The organism is Paenibacillus artemisiicola (assembly GCF_017652985.1).
In the GTDB taxonomy this organism is placed as follows: Bacteria; Bacillota; Bacilli; order Paenibacillales; family Paenibacillaceae; genus Paenibacillus_Z; species Paenibacillus_Z artemisiicola.
Genome location: NZ_JAGGDJ010000011.1, coordinates 48,774 through 65,753, shown reverse-complemented (window position 1 = coordinate 65,753; position 16,980 = coordinate 48,774). Strand labels below are relative to the sequence as shown.

Genomic DNA, 16,980 nt, shown 5'->3' with positions numbered 1-16,980 from the left:
TCATGACGACCTTTCAGAGCTGGCTTGGACTGGTTATTCTGATGCTTGGCTCCATCGCGGGCATCTACGCGCGCAACGTGACGGTCATCGTGCTGTGCGTGGCCGTCGGGCTCGTCCTGCTGTCGCTGGCGACGATCGCCGAGAGCGCGCAGGGCGCGTATCATCGCTCGCTCGGGCTGCCGATGACGCGGAATCAGCTGCGGACGATCCTCCGGCAATCGCCGACGTACGCGTTCGAATCCGGATTGTTCGAGGCGTACCCGAACGCGGACCGCGCACCGGGGTACCCGCTGCTCCGCTTGGACGGCGAGTACTACGTGCGGGTGAAATTATTTTACCCGTATTTGCGGCAGGAGGACACCGCCTACACGTTCGCGCTGCCCGGCCGCGCGCCGGCCGTGCTGGATTGCGAGGCGTATTACCGCGCCGGCGCGGACCTGTTCGAGCATGACGAGCGGGTCTACGTCAGGCTCGCCGCGCTCGGGCTGCGGTTTCGCGTCCGCGGTGCCCGGGCCGAGCTGTACGAGGCGGATTCCGCGGATAGCCGCGGCTTCGGCGACCGGGGGGCGAAGCCATGACGCGCATGAGCGCCGACGCCGCGCGAAGGGCACGGCTCGGTCCATCCGCATCCGCGACCCGGACGGCAATTTAATCGACATCTCGAACGACTGAGGCACCCGGGCCGCCGCGCCCGCCATGCCGATCTATCCGCACGCTATTTGCAGCAGCCAAATCTTCCAGGCGGGGGGCGCTCGTAATGAAAAGAATGTTGGCCAAGTTCCTTTTGTGGATCGGGTTATTCGGAATGCTGTTCAGGACGGCGATCGCGTTCATCGAGCGCAAGTACCAGTATTCGCTGATCGACGGCCGGCTTCTCGACGGAATCGAAATCTTGCTCGCCCTGGAATGCCTCCTCGTGGCCGCCATGCTCCTGCAAAAGTACGCCGCGCGGGCGAGGTTCTACTGGATCCTGCTCGCGCTCGGCGCGGCGGTGCTGTTCTTCGAATTTCGGGCGGCCGGCTTCGGCGACCTGTTCGAATCGAACGCGAACCGCTATTATTACGACTCGCCGACCCAGCGGTACCGGCTGCTGCTCGAGGAATCGGGCAGCGGCGGTTCGGCGGACGTCCGGGCTTACCAGGTCGAGAACCGGTTCTTCAAACGGACGTCCGACCAGGCGTTCGTGGCGCTCGGCGCGTCCGGCGAGCCGATCTCGGGTTCGGATCTTGCCGTCGACTGGACCCGCGAGAACGTCGCCAAAGTGACCGTCACGAGCGGCGGCAAGTCGCGGAGCTTCGAGCTGACGTTCAACGACAACGGCATGCTGAAGGCCATCATGGACCGGGCCGACTTATTCTCCGGGGAGAACGAGGCGCGGGCGGCGTCCTAGCCGTTCCGTCGCTTCTTGCATCCCCCGGTACCTAATCATTCGAAACCGTCTTGGAATTTCCGGGGACGAATCGCGCGCCTAAGATACCGGCGGAGGAGGGACGGCCTTGAGTCACGACGATTTATGTGGCCCGGCACGGGCAGACGGAGCGGAACGTCGAGCTCTGGCGGCCGCCGTACATTCATCCGGCCAGCCCGTGCAAGCCCGAGGTCTGCGAAGGACGGACGGACATCCTGCTTCATGGCGATATCGGGCATTATCCGGAACAGCCGGCGACCGCGGACTAACATCGCAACACGACAATCTTACACGGAACGAGGCGAGGAGCAGCATGGACATCGTATTGAAGCAAGTGGAGAGCGAAGCGCTGAAGGCGCAGTGGCAGGCGGCGTTCGAGGAACAGCGCATCGGGCGGCCGGACGGCTATTTCGACCGGTGCCTGGCGGAGAACCAGGCGGGGACCCGGGTGACGCTGCTGGCGTTCGCCGACGGGCGCGCCGGGGGCTGCGCGCATTTGAAGTACGCTTCGGACTACCCGCATTTCCGCGAGCGGCATATCCCCGAGATCAACGACCTGCACGTGTTCCCGGCCTTCCGCAGGCACGGCGTCGCCAACCGGCTCATCGACGAATTCGAGACGATCGTGAACCGGCACCACAATCAAATCGGGATCGGCGTGGGGCTGTATAAGGACTACGGCGCCGCCCAGCGCATCTATTGCCGCCGGGGGTACATTCCGGACGGGCACGGCGTCATGTACCGGGACGAGGAAGTGCGCCCGGGGCAGACGGTGCCGGTCGACGACGAGCTGGTGCTTTATTTCGTCAAGGAGCTGGATTACGATTAAAGAGGCGCCGAAGGAGGGCAATGAGGGGCAAAAAGGGCTAATGAGGACGAAGGCAGGCACCTTCGCCGCGCAGCCGCCTTGCCCGCCCGCCGGCGCCGCCGTCCCGATGAGGGCGGTCAACGACATCCCGGACCGAGAGGAGCAGCCGCATTGATCATGCCAACCCGCCGCAACGTCGTCTTCTCCGTCGCGATTTTGATACTGGCCGCGCTGCTGGCGAACCGGGCCGTGCAGCAGCACCGGGCCCAAAACAACCTGAGCGCGCTTCAGCAGCGCGTCGACGAGGCGTTCAGAACGCAGCTCAGCCTGGCGGCCTCGAGCCTCGGCACGGACTTCGACGAGGACGAGTCCAACTTCAACGCGTGCGTGGCGTCCGTGTCCGCCGCCGCGGCCTTGGCCGGCCAGACGAGCTTCGAGTCGCGCAACGACGTGCTCGACGTCGCGCTGGACCGTTTCGGCAAAATTCTGCTCAATCCCGTCAACCGGCAGGCCGTCACGCAGAACGCGCCGACGCTCCGGGCTTTGTTCGTCAAGCTGAGCGCCGATCCGGCGGACGCCGACACGACGCGGCAGCTGTCCGCGTTTACCGGCAACGTCCGATAGTCCCGCAGGGCACGCTTGGCCCGTACGAACGCGAATCGAATCCCCACCCACGAGGAGAAGCAGCCGGGCGGCCGCTTCTTTTGTTTTGCGCGGCGCGCGGCGAGGGCGGTTCCGGGCCATGCGGCTTGGCAAATGGCATGCGAAAGCATATATTGATATAAGAATAGCGACGAACGGAGAGGCGGGAGCCGGCTCCGGCGCCTGTCGCGCCTGGAGGTCAACCGAGAATGAGCGAATCCGCTTCGAAGCCGATGTACGAACGCATTTTCGAAACGCTGCGCGACGCGATCATCGCGCGCCAATACGACGTAGGGGACCGCGTCCCCTCGGAGAAGGAGCTCGGCGACGCGCACGGCGTCAGCCGCATCACGAGCAAGAAGGCGCTGGAGCTGCTGGCGGCCGCGGGCTACATCGTCCGCCAGCCCGGCCGCGGCTCCTTCGTCGCGGACCCGGCCGCGGCGAAAGAGCCGGCCAAGGGCCCTGCCGGACAGCGGGTCGTCGCCCGCCGTCCGGCACGCGCGGACGGCAAGCTGCTGATCGGGCTCGTGATCACCGATTTCGCGGACAGCTACGGCACGGCGCTCATCTACGGCATGGAGGAGGCTTCGCGCCTGCACGGCGCCTATCTCGTGCTTAGGCGCTCGTTCGGCGTTCCCGCTTACGAGGAGGAAGCCATCCGGGGGCTGCTCGCGCTCGGCGTGGACGGGCTGATCGTGTTTCCGGCGCAGGGGGAGTATTTCAACGCGGAAATTCTGAAGCTCGTCATCGCGAAGTTTCCGCTCGTCCTCGTCGACCGGCATTTGAAGGGCGTGGCGGCCGCCTCCATCAGCACGGACAACGTCAAGGCGGCCAAGGAAGGGACGCATTACCTGTTCGGGCTCGGGCATGCGTCGATCGCGTTCCTGACGCCGCCGCCGGCGGATACGACCGCCATCGAGGAACGGATCGAGGGCTTCATCCAGGCGCACGCGGAGAAGGGCATCAAGGTCGACCGCGCGCTGTGGATCGAGGACATCGCCTCCTCGCTGCCGCAGGCGAACGCGGAGGACAACCGGCGGCGGGATATCGCGAAGATCAAGGACCATCTGGAGCGGCACCCGGAGATCACGGCGATGTTCGCGACGGAGTACAACATCGCGCAGCTGGCGTTCCGCGCGGCGCGGGAACTCGGGCTGTCCGTGCCGGACGAGCTTTCGATCCTGTGCTTCGACAGCCCCGAGATCAACGGCGCCTTCCCGCTCACGCATCTGAAGCAGGACCAGCACGGCATGGGCACGCTGGCGTTCGAGCACGTGCTGAAGCTGCGGGACGGCGAGCCGCTGCCCCGCAAGACGCTGCTGGACGCCGCGCTCGTCGTCGGCCAATCGACGGCGCCGATGAAGCCGCGCCGGCGGGACGCCTGAGTCCCGCCGCGCGGCACGGCGCCGCGCGGGAGAGCCGCGCGAACAGGCAGGCGGCGGGCAAGCCCCGCCGGCGCAGCCTTAAGCGGCTTGCCCGCAGTCGCCGGAGGCTTGCCGAAGTCGCCGGAGCGTCCGCCATGCGCGCCGGATTAGGAAATTGAAGGTCGACATACCGGATGCAAGCTGATATAACAGAATTTGTAACCGTTTTATTTCCGGTTCGCGGACCGCGGGATTGACGGAAGTTTAATCGGCGCGGCGGCGTGCGCGTCTATCTTGCTAGCTTCGGGGCGGCGGCGAATCCGCGTTCCGCCGGCCGCGGACGGACTTTGCGTCCGTCCGCCGAATATGGCAAGATAAAGTGCACACATCGAACGAAGGAGAGTGGAACGCATGCGAAAGGTGCTGGTGTTAGGCGGGACGCGGTTCTTCGGCCGGAAGCTGGTCGAACGGCTGATCGCGGCCGGGGACGACGTGACGATCGTGACAAGGGGCGGCCTGCCGAATCCGTTCGGAGACCGCGTGCGGCATCGCCAGGCGGACCGCAAGGACGCGGCGGCCCTGCGCGAGGCGCTGGGGGACGCGGCGTACGACGTCGCGTACGACAACATCTGCTATCTGCCGCAGGAGGCGGAGGAAGCCGCGGAGCTGTTCGCGGGGCGCATCGGCAAGTACGTCGTCACCTCGTCGCTCAGCGTCTATCCGTTCGGCGGACCGGCCAAGACGGAAGCGATGTACGACGCGAGCGGGCGCGAGCTGCCCGAGGCGTACCCGGCCGACATCGACTACGGCGAGGGCAAGCGGCTGGTCGAGGCGGTGCTGCTGCAAAAGGCGCCGTTTCCGACGGCCGCGGCGCGCTTTCCGATCGTGCTCGGCACCGAGGACTACACGCGCCGGCTGCATTTTCACGTCGAGCACGTGCTGAAGGGGCAGCCGATCGGCATTCCGGCGCCGGACGTTCCGATGTCGTTCATTCTCGCCGACGAAGCGGCGGAATTTCTCGATTGGCTCGGCCGCACGGGCGCCGAGGGGCCGTATAACGCGTGCTCGAACGGGGAGATCTCGCCCGGCGCGATCGTGCGGCTGATCGAGGCGGCGACCGGCAAGCGCGCGATCGTCGCGCCCGAAGCGGAGGAGGCGGACATGTCGCCGTTCGGCATTCCGGCGCCGTGGGTCATGGATACGGCCAAGGCGCGGGCCGAAGGCTTCGCGTTTCGCGAGCTGGACGGCTGGCTGCCGCAGCTCATCGAGCGGCTCGCGAAGGAGGCAAGCGCGTCATGATCGCGAACGAACAGATCAAGGCGTCCGAAGTGCGGCTGACCGGTCTGGACGGCGAGGACCTCGGCGTTATGACGCGGGACGAGGCGCTGGCGCTGGCCAAGAAGCATAAGGTCGATCTCGTCTGCGAATCGCTCATGAGCAGTCCGCCGCCGTGCCGCTTGATCGGCCGGGGCGCGGCGAAGCAGGACATGAACGCGCGCAAGCAGGCGGAGAAGCGCAAGGACGGCCCGCTGAAGGCGAAGGAGATCCGGCTCACGCCGCATATCGAGGAACACGACTACGAGACGAAGCTGCGGCAGCTGGAGAAGCTGCTGGACGGCGGCTTGGCCGTCGACCTCACGGTGCGCGCGCAGGGCAAGGAGAGCCAGCAGGCCAAGGCGCTGCTGGAGCGGCTGCTGGCCGATCTGAAGGGCCGCGGCAGCCGCGAAACCGGCATCCAAACGAGCGGCAAGGGCGCCGCCGTGCGGGTCGTGCCCGCGCGGCGGCCGTAGCCGCGGCGGGCGGGGAAGCTTCGGCCGGACCGGCCGAAGCTTCCTCACATGCCATGGAAGCGTTTATTGACAATTGGATACGGCTCCATTACGATTAACCTGTCTGATAGGCTGTTGGGAGGAGGAGTGCTGAAATCATGCGAAAAATTCAAAAGGTTCTCGTGCACGAGCAAGTTTCGCAGGAAATCCAGAATTACATTCAAGAGAAAGAACTAGCCGAAGGCGACAAACTTCCCTCCGTCGAAGAGATGACGCATATGTTCGGCGTCGGGCGTTCCTCGCTGCGCGAAGCGCTGCGCTCCCTGGAAGCCCTCGACGTCATTCAAGTGGAGAACGGCAAAGGCATCTTCGTCCGAGACGTCAACACCTTCCGCTTCATGGGCAAGGTCAAGATCGAACGGGAACGCAACTTCCTGCTGGACACGCTCGAAGTCCGCAGAGCGCTCGAAGGACAGGCCGTAAGGCTGGCGGCCAAGCGGATTTCCGACAAGCAGGTCGCGGAGATCGAAGCGGTGCTGGCGGAATACAAGCGGCAGAAGGAAGCGGGGCTCGACACGTCGCAGATCGATCTGACCTTTCACCAGCTCGTGATCAAGGCGACGGGGAACCACGTGCTGCAGAGCGTGCTGGATTCGTTTTCGGTCATGTACGAGCGGTTTTTCAACGAGCCGATGGGCGACAAGCAGTTGTTCGACGACACGTATCCGTACCACATCACGATGTTCGACGCGATCAAGACGCACAACACGGAAGGCGCCATGCAGGAGTTTTACAAGATGATGGATCTCATTGAAAATAAATTGAAAAGCGTAAAATAGTACAAAATTCGTCAACATTTCGCAACTTTTTCATTGACAGGGTGTAGCGCTTTCAATATAATCAAACCTATCAGACAGGATGACTGTATGATACATCTGATGGGGGGAAATCGATATGGCAAAGCGTAAAAAGTACTCGGCTTTACTGCTCTGCGGTGCTTTGTCTGCCGGACTTTTGGCGGGCTGCGGCAGCAACAACGAATCGACCGGCGACAACGGCGCCGGAAGCGGCGACGAGCAAGTCACGCTGCGGATGATTGAAAGTTTGACCAGTCCGAAACGGACAGAACTCATTCAGGCTTCCATCGACAAATTCGAAGCCGCGAACCCGAACATCAAAGTGGAATTGATCTCGCCCCCGTTTGACCAAGCCGACAATAAAATCAGAACGATGCTTGGTGCCAAGGAAGATCTGGACGTCGTGGAAGTGCGCGACCTGACCGTAGCGGAATTCGTGAACAACGGGTTCGTCGAGCCGCTCAACGCTTACGCCGACAAGTGGTCGGACTACGCGTCCGTCAGCGCGATCTCGAAATCGGTCGGCTCCATCGGGGACAAGCTGTACTTCATCCCGAACGGCCTCTACGAGCGCCAGCTGTTCTACCGCGCGGACTGGTTCAAAGAGAAAGGCCTGAATCCGCCGGCCACGTGGGACGAGCTGTACGAGACGGCCAAGAAACTGACCGACCCGTCGCAAAACCGGTACGGCTTCTCCTTCCGGGGCGGCTCGGGCTCGAACGGCACGACCGACGCGATGATCCTGGCCTACAACGGCGACAACGTCAACCTCGAGGACTCCATGTTCACGAAGGACGGCAAGACGATCTTCTCGACGCCGGAAGCCAAGCAAGCGATGGACCTTTACCTCAAATTGTATAAAGACGCTTCGCCGCCGGACTCCATCAACTGGGGCTTCCAGGAGCAGGTGCAGGCGTTCACGTCCGGCGTAACGGGCATGCTGCTGCAGGATCCGGACGTCATCCAATCCTTGACGGAGAAGATGACCGAAGGCACCTGGGCGACGGCGCCGCTGCAAGCCGGTCCGTCGGGCAAAGCGCTGCTCGCCGCGGGCGGAGCGGGCTGGGGCATCACGGCCAACTCCAAGCATAAGGAAGAAGCTTGGAAGCTCGTATCGTTCTTGTCCAGCCCGGACGAGAACACGCAATTCTCGAAAGACTTCGGACTCATTCCGATCCACACGTCGGCGACGGAAGACGACTTCTTCAAATCCGGCCCGTACAAAACGCTGATCGACATGTCCAACGCACCGGACAAGTTCGTGAACTACAAGCCGCCGTTCGCCTACCCGGGCACGGGACAATGGGGACAGACGGAGATGGAATCGGGTCAGGCGCTGCTGCTTGGCCAGGCTTCCCTGGACGACACGCTCAAGAAATGGGACGCCTACTGGACCGACCAGAAGTCCAAGGTAGGCAGCAAGTAAGCGACGCGCGTTCAATCGATTCGAGGAGGGCGGCGATAGCCGCCCTTACTATATTCCAGAAGCAAGGCGGTGCGAAAACATGAAAAACAGGATTTTTATTCTATCGGGGCTGCTCCCCGCCTTGTTGCTAGTGCTGGCGTTCACGTATTATCCCTTCCTGAAGGGGATCGTCATGGCGTTCCAGGAGTACAAGCTGTTCGATCTGCGGAACGTCCACTTCGTCGGCCTGTCCAACTTCAAGGCGGCCTTCCACGATCCGAAGTTTCTCCACGCGCTGACCAACAGCGGCTATTGGGTCTTCTTCTCGCTGATCTTTCAATTCCTGTTCGGCCTGGCGCTCGCGCTTCTCCTGAAGAAGCCGTTCCGCGGCAGAGGCATTTTCCAAGGCTTCGCGTTCTATTCCTGGGCCTTGTCCGGCTTCCTGATCGGCATGATCTGGAAGTGGCTGTTCAACTCGCAAATCGGCGTCATCAACGATCTCCTGCTTCGCATCGGCCTCATCCACGAACGGATCGGCTTCCTGTCGAATCCGAAATGGGCCATGACCTCCGTCATCATCGCCAACGTCTGGTACGGCATCGCGTTCTTCGCCATCATGCTGCTCGCCGCGCTGCAGTCCGTGCCTTCGGAGCTGTACGAGGCGGCCGACATGGACGGCGCGACGGGCGTCCGCAAGCTGTGGAACGTCACGCTCCCGTACATTTTACCGACGATCATCGCCACGACGCTGCTGCGGGCGATCTGGATTTTCAACGACCCGACAATCATCTACGGCTTGACCAACGGCGGTCCTGCCGGCAGTACCCATATTCTGTCCTCCCTGATGCTGGACCGGATCATTTACGCCGGCGATTACGGGGCGGCCTCGGCCATCGGCGTCATCATGATCGGCATCCTGCTGCTGTACACGATCTTCTTCCTGTCCGTCACCAAGGCGGAGAAAGTGGGTGACTTCTAATGAAGCAGCGGCTCGGCACGGCGTTCAAGGTCGTATTCCTGGCGGTCTACCTCGTCGTGATGATCTTCCCGCTTTATTGGATCGTCATCACGTCGTTCAAGCCGCAGAAGGACATCTTCTCGTTCCCGCTTCGTTATTGGCCGGAGCGCTTTACGTTCGACAACTACGAGAAGATCTTCAAAATCTCGAAATTCCAGATCTATATCGGCAACAGTTTGGTCGTCGCGATTCTGGCGGCGCTGGTCGTCATCGTCATCGCCGTGCTGAGCGCGTACGTGCTGGCCCGGTTCAAGTTCCGCGGCCACGGCCAGATCATGCTCGCGTTCTTCGCGACGCAGATGCTGCCGGGCTTCATCGCCCTCGCGCCGCTGTACCTGATGATGAGCCATCTGGACCTGCTGAACAACCGGTTCTCGCTCGTGCTGATGTACACCGTCGGCTTGATCCCGTTCTCGACGATCATGCTGCGCGGCTTCTTCCAGCGGATCCCCTCCAGCCTCGAGGAAGCGGCTATGATCGACGGCTGCTCGCGCTGGTCGGCGCTCCTGCGCGTCATCATTCCGGTCATGCTGCCGGGGATCGCCTCCACGTTCATTTTCGCCTTCGTGCAAAACTGGAACGAGCTGTTCCTGGCGGCGATGTTCATCGACGACGACAAGCTGAAGACGCTCCCGGTCGCGATGAACTCGTTCATCTTGAAATTCGACGTCGACTGGGGTTCCATGTCGGCGGGCGTCGTGCTTTCGATCATTCCGACGGTGATCATTTTCGCGTTCGCGCAGCGCTTTATCGTTGAAGGCTTGACACAAGGAGCAGAAAAAGGATGAGCAACGAAGACCAGCGACCTCATGAAGACAGAGAGGGCCGTCTCGAGCGGCAATTCACGCAAGCGGCCCACGATCCTTTCGATTCCCGGCATCACGGCGCGATTCACGTCCCGCTCTATCAAAACAGCCTGTTCGCGTTCGAGACGTACGCGGCGTTCGAGGACGCGTTCAAGGATCTGATGCAGAACCACGTTTATTCCCGAGGAAATAATCCGACCGTCGCGGCGCTGGAGCAGAAGCTCGCGGCGCTGGAGGGCGCCGAGGCGGCGAAGTGCTTCGCGTCCGGCATGGGCGCGATCTCCGCGGCCGTCATGGGGGCGGTGGGGCAGGGCGACCACGTCGTCTGCGTCGATCAGGCGTACGGCCCGACGCGGGAGCTGCTGTCCGTCTACCTGAAGCGGTTCGGCGTCGAGACGACGTTCATCGACGGCCGCCTGCTCGACAACTGGCGCGAAGCCGCGCGGCCGAACACGAAGCTGTTCTACCTCGAGAGCCCGACGACGATGCGCTTCGAGCTGCAGGACCTGCGGGCGTGCGCGGCGCTCGCGCGAAGCATCGGCGCCCGGACGATCATCGACAATACGTGGGCGACGCCGATGTACCAGAATCCGCTCGCGCTCGGCGTCGATCTCGTCGTGCATTCCATCACCAAATACATCGCCGGCCACAGCGATTGCGTCGGCGGCGTCATCATGGGCTCGCGGGAGCTGGTCGACGCGATCGGCAACCAGGAGTACATGCTGCTCGGCTCGATCATGACGCCGCAAACCGCGGCGCTCGTCGCCAAGGGGCTGCGGACGCTGCCGCTGCGCATGGAGCGGCACGAGGCGAGCGGGCTGACCGTCGCGGAGCATGTCCGTTCGCTGCCGTTCGTGCGGCGCGTGAACCATCCCGGCCTTCCGTCGCATCCGCAGCATGAGCTGGGCCGCGTCCAGATGGCGGGCTACAGCAGCCTGTTCTCGTTCATGACGAACCGGCCGCCGGCGGTCATGAAGGAGTGGGCGAACCGGCTGCGGTATTTCAAAATCGGGGTGAGCTGGGGCGGCTTCGAAAGCCTCGTCACCGTCAATCAAGCCGGCAAAACGCCGGAGGACGGCAGCATCGTCAGGCTGTACATCGGCCTCGAGAGCCCGCAGGACCTGATCGCGGACATCGGCCAGGCGGCGGAGTCGCTCGGGCTGAACGACCCGGCGGCCGGCGGCGCGGACGAGACGCCGAAGCACGAGTCGGCTTAACCCGGCTCAGCTTGGCGCGGCTCGGCCGCCAAACGAAGCACGCAAAGACGAAAGAAAAAGAAAAATCGCCCTCCCTTGGCCGGTCTTCGGCCAAAGCGGAGGGCGATTTAGTTGCGTGCCGGCGACCGCCGGTCAATAGGAATGCCGGTCATGGCGCTGGTGCCGCTGCACATGTTCGCGGTGATCGTACGCATCCGTCTCGTCGTCGAGGGCGCCGTGTTCGTCGCGCCGTTCGGCGTGGTCGAACGTATGCTGCACGTTGTCGACGAACGCTTCGACCGCGTCGCTGACCATATCGATCGGGCCGCAGCCTTCATGGTCCTTCGGGGTGTTGATGCCGGCCGCGGTGTTCGAGGTCTCGTTGTACATTTCGCCGTATTCGTCCCGGTTTCGCTTCGTCATGGGCGAACGCCGCCTTTCTGCGTGAATTGGAGAGCTATTCCAGCTGCCCCCTATAATATTACCCCGATTCGGGAAAATACACGCAGCGGCCGCGCCGGCCAAGCGGCCGTCATCGCAGGGCGATGTCGTTGAAGCGGTTGCGGAGACGCTCGCTCATATGCGCTTTCATCCGCGTGACCGCTTCTTCCTCCGCCTCGGCGGCTTCCCGGAGCAGGACGATCGCGTCCGGCTCCCCGCCGGGGCGGATGCCGGCCGCGAGGCGGACGAATGCCGCCGCGACGACCGCATAGCAGGCCGCGATCGGCTCGCATTCCGGCCAGACGAGAGCGAGCCGCGCGGCATACGCGTCCAGATCGCGCTTGGCCGCAGCGTACCGGCGGAGCAAGGAGGCGAGGCCGTCCGCGTCGTACGGGCCGTCCTCCAGCCGCCGGACGATTACCTCGTAGAGGCGTTTGCCGCAGGCGTAGCCGTCTTCGGGCAGCAGCGGGTCGTGCGTTTCCCACTTGTAGATCGCCTGCATGAACGATTCCTTGTAGATGCTTAGCTCGTCGGCCTCGAGCCGCGCTTCGAGGATCTGACAATACCAGTACGGCGTCGCGTTCGAGCCGAATTCGGCGTAAGGCAGCCGCTTCAGCTCCCCGCCGGCAACGGATCCGTCGTCGTACAGCAGCGTGCCGTCCCGGTCGTCGTAGCCCGCCGCGACGACGAAGTCGTCCTTCCAGAACACGGCGCCGGTTCCGCGCAGGAGGGAGCGCTTGATCATGGCGACGGCATGCTCCCGGTACAGGGGAAACGTAGGGGCGAAACGAAAGCCGGCGTTCGAGGACGCGGCGATGCCGATGAAATCGGCCGCGAGAAAATGCTCGGCCACCCAGTTGTACGCATGCCATGAATCCGCGCTCAGGCTGCGCGCGGCGCTGAAGCGGAAGCCGTTCACGGTCATCCCGGCCAGCATCGCCTTCGTATCGCGGAACCAGCCGCGATGCGTCACCACGGCGTGCATCGCGTCACTGTACGACAAGGAGTCGCGCGTCATGCGCAGGCCCGTCAATTCCATATGGTTCATCCGGTTGGTTCCTTTCTTGCCGCGCGTGTCGGCGCGGGCGGTTCGCAGGTCTCGCTTCGGCGCGCGCATCCGCTATCGAGGCGTAAGCTCGCCCCACCGCGGGAGCGTCGCCCGCTTGGGATCCGGGCAGCGCGCGGAGATGCGGCGGAATACGGCGACGGCCCGTTCCTCCAGCGCTTCGGCTTCGCGCAGGAGCGCGCACAGCGCGGGGATGCGGTCGGGCGCGATCCGGCCGCCGCCTTCCGGGGACGCCGTCCGGCAGTCCCGGAAGGCGTCAAGCCGGCCGCGCAGCTCGCCGTAGAGCGCGGCCGCTTCGCCCAGGCCCGGCAGCAGGTGCCGCACGTCCCGCAGGTAATCCGCGATTTCCTCCCGCACCTGCACGTAATCGCGCAAAATATAATCGGCGCCGCGTTCGTCGTACCCGCCCGCCTGCAGGCCGGCGATGAAATACGCGAAGGCGAGCCTGCCGGAGGCGAGCTCGGTATCCGGAAGCGTCTTGTGCGGCGTCTCCCAGTCGCGGACGGCGAGCCGGAGCGATTCCAGCACCGCCTCCGCCGGATCCAGCGCGACCCGGCCGCCGAAGATTTGGCAGTACCAGAACGGCGTGGCGTTCAGGCCGAAGTTGTCGTACAGCACGATAAGCGGTTCGGGCTGCCGGCCGTCCTGCACGTAGAACACGCCGTCCTCGTCGTCGTAGCCGCAGATCGTCCCGAACTCGGGCAGCCAATAGACGGCGCCGACGCCGGCGTCGAGCGACTGCCTGACCCAGTCGACGGCATCCCGCTGATAATGCGGAAACGTGGGGTGCCGCGTGCGCCCGCCGTCCCAGACGGTAAGGAGGCCCAAATTCTCGATCGCGGGCGCGTGCTCGTTGCCCCATTGGCCGTAAGCGGAGACCGACAAGGGGAGGAGCTTGCGGTGCACGGTGAATTTGAACGCCATGCCGGTGAGGCCGGCGAGCATGTATTTCGGCCCTTCGAACAGGCCGGCGGCCGTCAGGACGGCGTGGACGCTGTCCACGTACGATTTCGATTGCCGCGTCATGTCGACGCGGTCCAGCATGACGCGGGCCATGCGCGATCACCTCTCGTTGGCAGAATTCATCCGCTGCAGCACGGCGGCGCACCGGCGCGTCAGCTTCTCGCGGAGCCATCTCGGCGCGAGCAGCGCGTCCCACGCGGATTCCGCGAGCCAGAGCTGCTGCAGGAAGGCGTCGGCGTCGTGGAATTCCACGACCGCGACGTCGGGCTCCGGGACGGCGCGGATGCGGTAGCCCTGCCACGCCGAGCCGGCCGCGACCGGCCCCGGCAGCCGCAGCGTGGCGGCGAACGGTTTGCGCGCCGCCGTTCCGCCGCCGGTCCACTCCGCCTCCTCCAGGCCGGCGGGATCGAACCGTCCGTCCGTGACCGTCAGGCCGGCGACGCGGTCAAGACGAAGCGTCCGCCGCCGCCCCTCCGCCGCGGAGTAGACGCCGGCATAGTCGCTGTCGAACCGCGCGAACAGCTTGAGCGGCCAGACCGTCAGCGCTTCCGTCCCCGCGTCCTCGCGGTACGTCAGCGTTACGACGGCCCGGTCGGCGATCGCGCGCGCGAGCCGTTCCGCGCGGTCGATCAGCTCGGGGGCCGCCTCGAACACCGGCAGGCGCAGCTCCTGCGCGTCCCCGCCGTCCGGCGCGAAGCGGTCCAGCAGGTCGGCGACCCGCTTGACGGAGGCGGCGCCGTCGTAATCGTACTGCCTGTAGCGGCGCGCCAAATAGTTCAAAATCTTCTGCTCCTCATCCGTCATATATAGAAGCGGAAGCGCGTATGTTTTATCCTCGTAGCAATACCCGCGGTACTTCGCCACGTAAAGCAGGGGGGCTGATAAAGAATAGGCCAAGTACTTGATGTCGCGCTGCGCCTGGCGCCTCGAGATTTCGAACCGCTCCGCGAGCGCGGCGCTGTTCGGATACCGGCCTTCTCTGATCTGACCGTCGAACCACCGGATCCGGTGCAAATTGCTCATGGAACCACCTCTTTTCATGCAAACGCATTCCGATAGGCTTATTACACCACCGGCGATGCCCGAACGGCAAGCCCAATCGGCGGGAAACGCCCGTTTCCGGCGAGGAAACGGGCGGCGGCGCGGTTAGCCCGCGGTCTCGTCGATCCGGTTCTGCGGCGCATGGATGCACCGCTTGCATACCTTGACCGCGGTACCGTCGGATTTGGCCCGCGGATAGAGCAGCTTGATGCGCGTGCGGCTGCAGACCGGGCATGTCCCGCGGCCCCGCGAAGGCAAGCTCCACAAGGCGCGGCCCCGTTTCGTCTTGGCCATGATGGACCCCTCTTTTCGTCAGGTTGGTTTTGTGATTGGCGCAGCTTCAGTGTAGAACAGCCGGTACGACATAACGCGTCGTACCGGACCGGCAATTTTTGGCCTTGCGAAGGCGGCTGTGGTATAATCACAGGCAATTCTATTTCCGTTATTCCGGAGGCGATTATGCTTAGTTTCGAACAGAAGCTTTCGATTATGGAGTCCTTCCCCGAGCTCAGCCGGAAGGACGTGTCGCTCGGACGCGTCAACTATCAGTACGAGGAGAGCCTCTACGATAAGAAGAACGTGGCGTTCCACCTGCATCCCAACGGCAACGGCTTCATTTACGCGGGCCAGCTGGCCGGCTACGAGACGGACGACAAGGGCTTCGTGAACATCCGCGATTTCGACGAGGCCGCGCTGCGCGCGCTCGTGACGGAATCGATCCGCTCCTTGTCGGTCCGCGAGCCCGAACCGGCGCTGCCCTCCCGCAAGCGGGCGGCGTCCGCGCGCGGCGGCAAGGCGAACGCGACGGTATGGCACGGCGCGGGGAAGCAGACGCTCACCTTGAAGCACGAGGACGACCTCTGGTACGTATACGCCGGAGCGAACTTGGAAATGGTGCTGGAAACGTACGAGGAAGCGGAGCAATACCTGCACGAGGAAGGCTTCTTCCTGGTGTAGCGCGGACGGCGCCGTCGGCGCCGAAAGCAAGGCGGCATGCGAAAAGCCCGGTCCCGTTCGGTTGAACGGGCCGGGCTCTTCGCGCGCGGGCGCGGCGGAAGCGGCGGAGCAGGGGAGAAGCGGGGGAGCAGGAGGAGCAGGAGGGGCAGGAGGAGCAGGGGAGCAGGGGAGCAGGTGAGCAGGGGAGCAGGGGAGTAGGGGAGTAGGAGCAGGAGGAGCAGGAGGAGCAGGGGAGCTGGGAGCATGGGAGCTTCAAGCCGGCCGCGAGGTGACCCGAGCGGAAAACGCGCCGCGCGACCGGGACCGGGCGCTCCGCGGCGCGCGGACGGGCGGACGGGCGGACTAAGCGTCCGCTCCGCGCGCGGCCTGCTTGCTCCGCCAAGCCGTCTGTCCCATCAGCTCCCGCATGGCCGCCATGTAGCCGTCCTCCGAATGCGTCCACCGCAGCCGCGCCATTTCCTCCGCGTCCGGCCCCGCGAGATAGCGCAGCCGGTCGGACGCGTCATCGGCGGCCAGGAAGATCCGCTCGGCGACCTGCCGCTCGTCCGCGTCCTCGAACGGATAGTCCGTCATCGCCTGCAGCATATGGTCGAAATACGCCCGGTACGCCGGCGGAACGGACAAGCCGTGGGAGGCGGCCATCGTGTTCGACGTGAAGCTCGTGGTGCGAATGGCGCCCGGCTCGACCAGCTTGACGGCGATATGCTGGGATTCCAGCTCGTACGCGAGCGACTCCGAGAGGCCTTCGACCGCGTGCTTGGACGCGACGTAAGCCGTGAGCAGCGGGGCGGCCGCGAAGCCGACCCCGGAGCTGACGTTGACGATCGTCCCGCCGCCGCGGGAGCGGAAATGCGGCACGATCGCCCGGATGACGTTCATGACGCCGAAGACGTTCGTCTCGAAGACCCCGCGCAGGACGTCCATCGGCGTCGCTTCGAAGATCGAGACGACGCTCGCGCCGGCGTTGTTCACGACGGCGTCGATCCGGCCGAACCGGGCGATGCCCGCCGCGATGGCGGCCTCGATGCCGGCGGGGCTCGTAACGTCGAGCGCCGCGACGAAGATCCGGCCGGGACGCTCCGCCGCTAAGCGCTCGTCCGGCTTGCGCATCGTGGCGACGACGTTCCACCCCTTGTCCGCGAATGTCAGGGCCGCCGTTCTCCCCAGTCCGGTCGAACAGCCCGTTATCAGTACCGTTTTTGTCATGATCGATCTCTCCTCTTTGTTAAGCTTTTGGCG

20 protein-coding genes are annotated in these 16,980 nt (G+C 64.3%); 14 read left to right on the top strand and 6 right to left on the bottom strand.

Going from position 1 to position 16,980, the window contains the following annotated elements; translation table 11 throughout:
- The first annotated feature begins 2 nt into the window (after nt 1-2).
- From I8J29_RS15660 to I8J29_RS15600, 13 genes are all read left to right on the top strand, one after another.
- Nucleotides 3-578 (top strand): hypothetical protein, encoded by a 576-nt coding sequence (locus I8J29_RS15660; RefSeq protein ID WP_208848482.1) that lies wholly within the window; start codon nt 3-5, stop codon nt 576-578.
- A 179-nt stretch (nt 579-757) separates the two neighbouring features.
- Nucleotides 758-1,390, top strand: a complete 633-nt coding sequence (locus I8J29_RS15655; protein WP_208848480.1) for a hypothetical protein — start codon at nt 758-760, stop codon at nt 1,388-1,390.
- Nucleotides 1,391-1,515: 125 nt separating this feature from the next.
- A complete protein-coding gene (locus I8J29_RS15650; RefSeq protein WP_208848479.1) occupies nt 1,516-1,677 on the top strand; it encodes a hypothetical protein in 162 nt (53 codons plus the stop codon).
- Between the two features lie 44 nt (nt 1,678-1,721).
- Nucleotides 1,722-2,237, top strand: coding sequence for a GNAT family N-acetyltransferase (locus tag I8J29_RS15645; RefSeq protein ID WP_208848478.1), 516 nt, complete (start codon nt 1,722-1,724; stop codon nt 2,235-2,237).
- 150 nt (nt 2,238-2,387) lie between these two features.
- Nucleotides 2,388-2,840 (top strand): hypothetical protein, encoded by a 453-nt coding sequence (locus I8J29_RS15640; RefSeq protein ID WP_208848477.1) that lies wholly within the window; start codon nt 2,388-2,390, stop codon nt 2,838-2,840.
- A gap of 227 nt (nt 2,841-3,067) precedes the next feature.
- Entirely contained in the window at nt 3,068-4,243 is a 1,176-nt protein-coding gene (locus I8J29_RS15635; RefSeq protein ID WP_208848475.1) for a GntR family transcriptional regulator, read from the top strand.
- A gap of 390 nt (nt 4,244-4,633) precedes the next feature.
- A complete protein-coding gene (locus I8J29_RS15630) occupies nt 4,634-5,521 on the top strand; it encodes an NAD-dependent epimerase/dehydratase family protein (RefSeq protein ID WP_208848474.1) in 888 nt (295 codons plus the stop codon).
- On the top strand, nt 5,518-6,012 hold the full coding sequence (infC, locus tag I8J29_RS15625; RefSeq protein ID WP_208848473.1) for a translation initiation factor IF-3: 495 nt from the start codon (nt 5,518-5,520) through the stop codon (nt 6,010-6,012). Before I8J29_RS15630 ends, infC begins: the two co-directional genes overlap by 4 nt.
- 137 nt (nt 6,013-6,149) lie before the next feature.
- Entirely contained in the window at nt 6,150-6,830 is a 681-nt protein-coding gene (locus tag I8J29_RS15620) for a FadR/GntR family transcriptional regulator (RefSeq protein ID WP_240546228.1), read from the top strand.
- 115 nt (nt 6,831-6,945) lie between these two features.
- Nucleotides 6,946-8,274, top strand: a complete 1,329-nt coding sequence (locus tag I8J29_RS15615) for an ABC transporter substrate-binding protein (protein ID WP_090639352.1) — start codon at nt 6,946-6,948, stop codon at nt 8,272-8,274.
- 79 nt (nt 8,275-8,353) lie between these two features.
- Nucleotides 8,354-9,232 (top strand): carbohydrate ABC transporter permease, encoded by an 879-nt coding sequence (locus I8J29_RS15610; protein ID WP_090639349.1) that lies wholly within the window; start codon nt 8,354-8,356, stop codon nt 9,230-9,232.
- Nucleotides 9,232-10,059: a carbohydrate ABC transporter permease gene (locus I8J29_RS15605; RefSeq protein ID WP_090639347.1), complete on the top strand. Its 828-nt coding sequence runs from the start codon at nt 9,232-9,234 to the stop codon at nt 10,057-10,059. The genes I8J29_RS15610 and I8J29_RS15605 overlap by 1 nt, the downstream gene beginning before the upstream one ends.
- Entirely contained in the window at nt 10,056-11,294 is a 1,239-nt protein-coding gene (locus I8J29_RS15600) for a trans-sulfuration enzyme family protein (RefSeq protein WP_208848472.1), read from the top strand. Before I8J29_RS15605 ends, I8J29_RS15600 begins: the two co-directional genes overlap by 4 nt.
- Nucleotides 11,295-11,426: 132 nt before the next feature.
- On the opposite strand, the gene I8J29_RS15595 is transcribed toward I8J29_RS15600, so the two are convergent.
- The 5 genes from I8J29_RS15595 to I8J29_RS15575 all read right to left on the bottom strand — a co-directional run bounded on the left by I8J29_RS15595 (nt 11,427) and on the right by I8J29_RS15575 (nt 15,078).
- Complete coding sequence (locus tag I8J29_RS15595) at nt 11,427-11,696, bottom strand: hypothetical protein (RefSeq protein ID WP_208848556.1); 270 nt, start codon at nt 11,694-11,696, stop codon at nt 11,427-11,429.
- Between the two features lie 109 nt (nt 11,697-11,805).
- On the bottom strand, nt 11,806-12,762 hold the full coding sequence (locus I8J29_RS15590; RefSeq protein WP_208848471.1) for a hypothetical protein: 957 nt from the start codon (nt 12,760-12,762) through the stop codon (nt 11,806-11,808).
- 72 nt (nt 12,763-12,834) lie between these two features.
- A complete protein-coding gene (locus I8J29_RS15585; RefSeq protein ID WP_208848470.1) occupies nt 12,835-13,836 on the bottom strand; it encodes a cysteine peptidase family C39 domain-containing protein in 1,002 nt (333 codons plus the stop codon).
- A gap of 6 nt (nt 13,837-13,842) precedes the next feature.
- A complete protein-coding gene (locus I8J29_RS15580) occupies nt 13,843-14,766 on the bottom strand; it encodes a helix-turn-helix transcriptional regulator (protein ID WP_208848469.1) in 924 nt (307 codons plus the stop codon).
- A 123-nt stretch (nt 14,767-14,889) separates the two neighbouring features.
- Nucleotides 14,890-15,078 carry a hypothetical protein gene (locus I8J29_RS15575; protein ID WP_208848468.1) on the bottom strand — a complete coding sequence of 63 codons (189 nt, stop codon included), beginning with the start codon at nt 15,076-15,078 and terminating at the stop codon, nt 14,890-14,892.
- Nucleotides 15,079-15,243: 165 nt separating this feature from the next.
- On the opposite strand from I8J29_RS15575, the gene I8J29_RS15570 reads away from it, so the two are divergent.
- Nucleotides 15,244-15,741 (top strand): hypothetical protein, encoded by a 498-nt coding sequence (locus tag I8J29_RS15570; RefSeq protein ID WP_208848467.1) that lies wholly within the window; start codon nt 15,244-15,246, stop codon nt 15,739-15,741.
- Between the two features lie 342 nt (nt 15,742-16,083).
- On the opposite strand, the gene I8J29_RS15565 is transcribed toward I8J29_RS15570, so the two are convergent.
- Nucleotides 16,084-16,947, bottom strand: coding sequence for an SDR family oxidoreductase (locus I8J29_RS15565; protein ID WP_208848466.1), 864 nt, complete (start codon nt 16,945-16,947; stop codon nt 16,084-16,086).
- Nucleotides 16,948-16,980 lie beyond the last annotated feature (33 nt).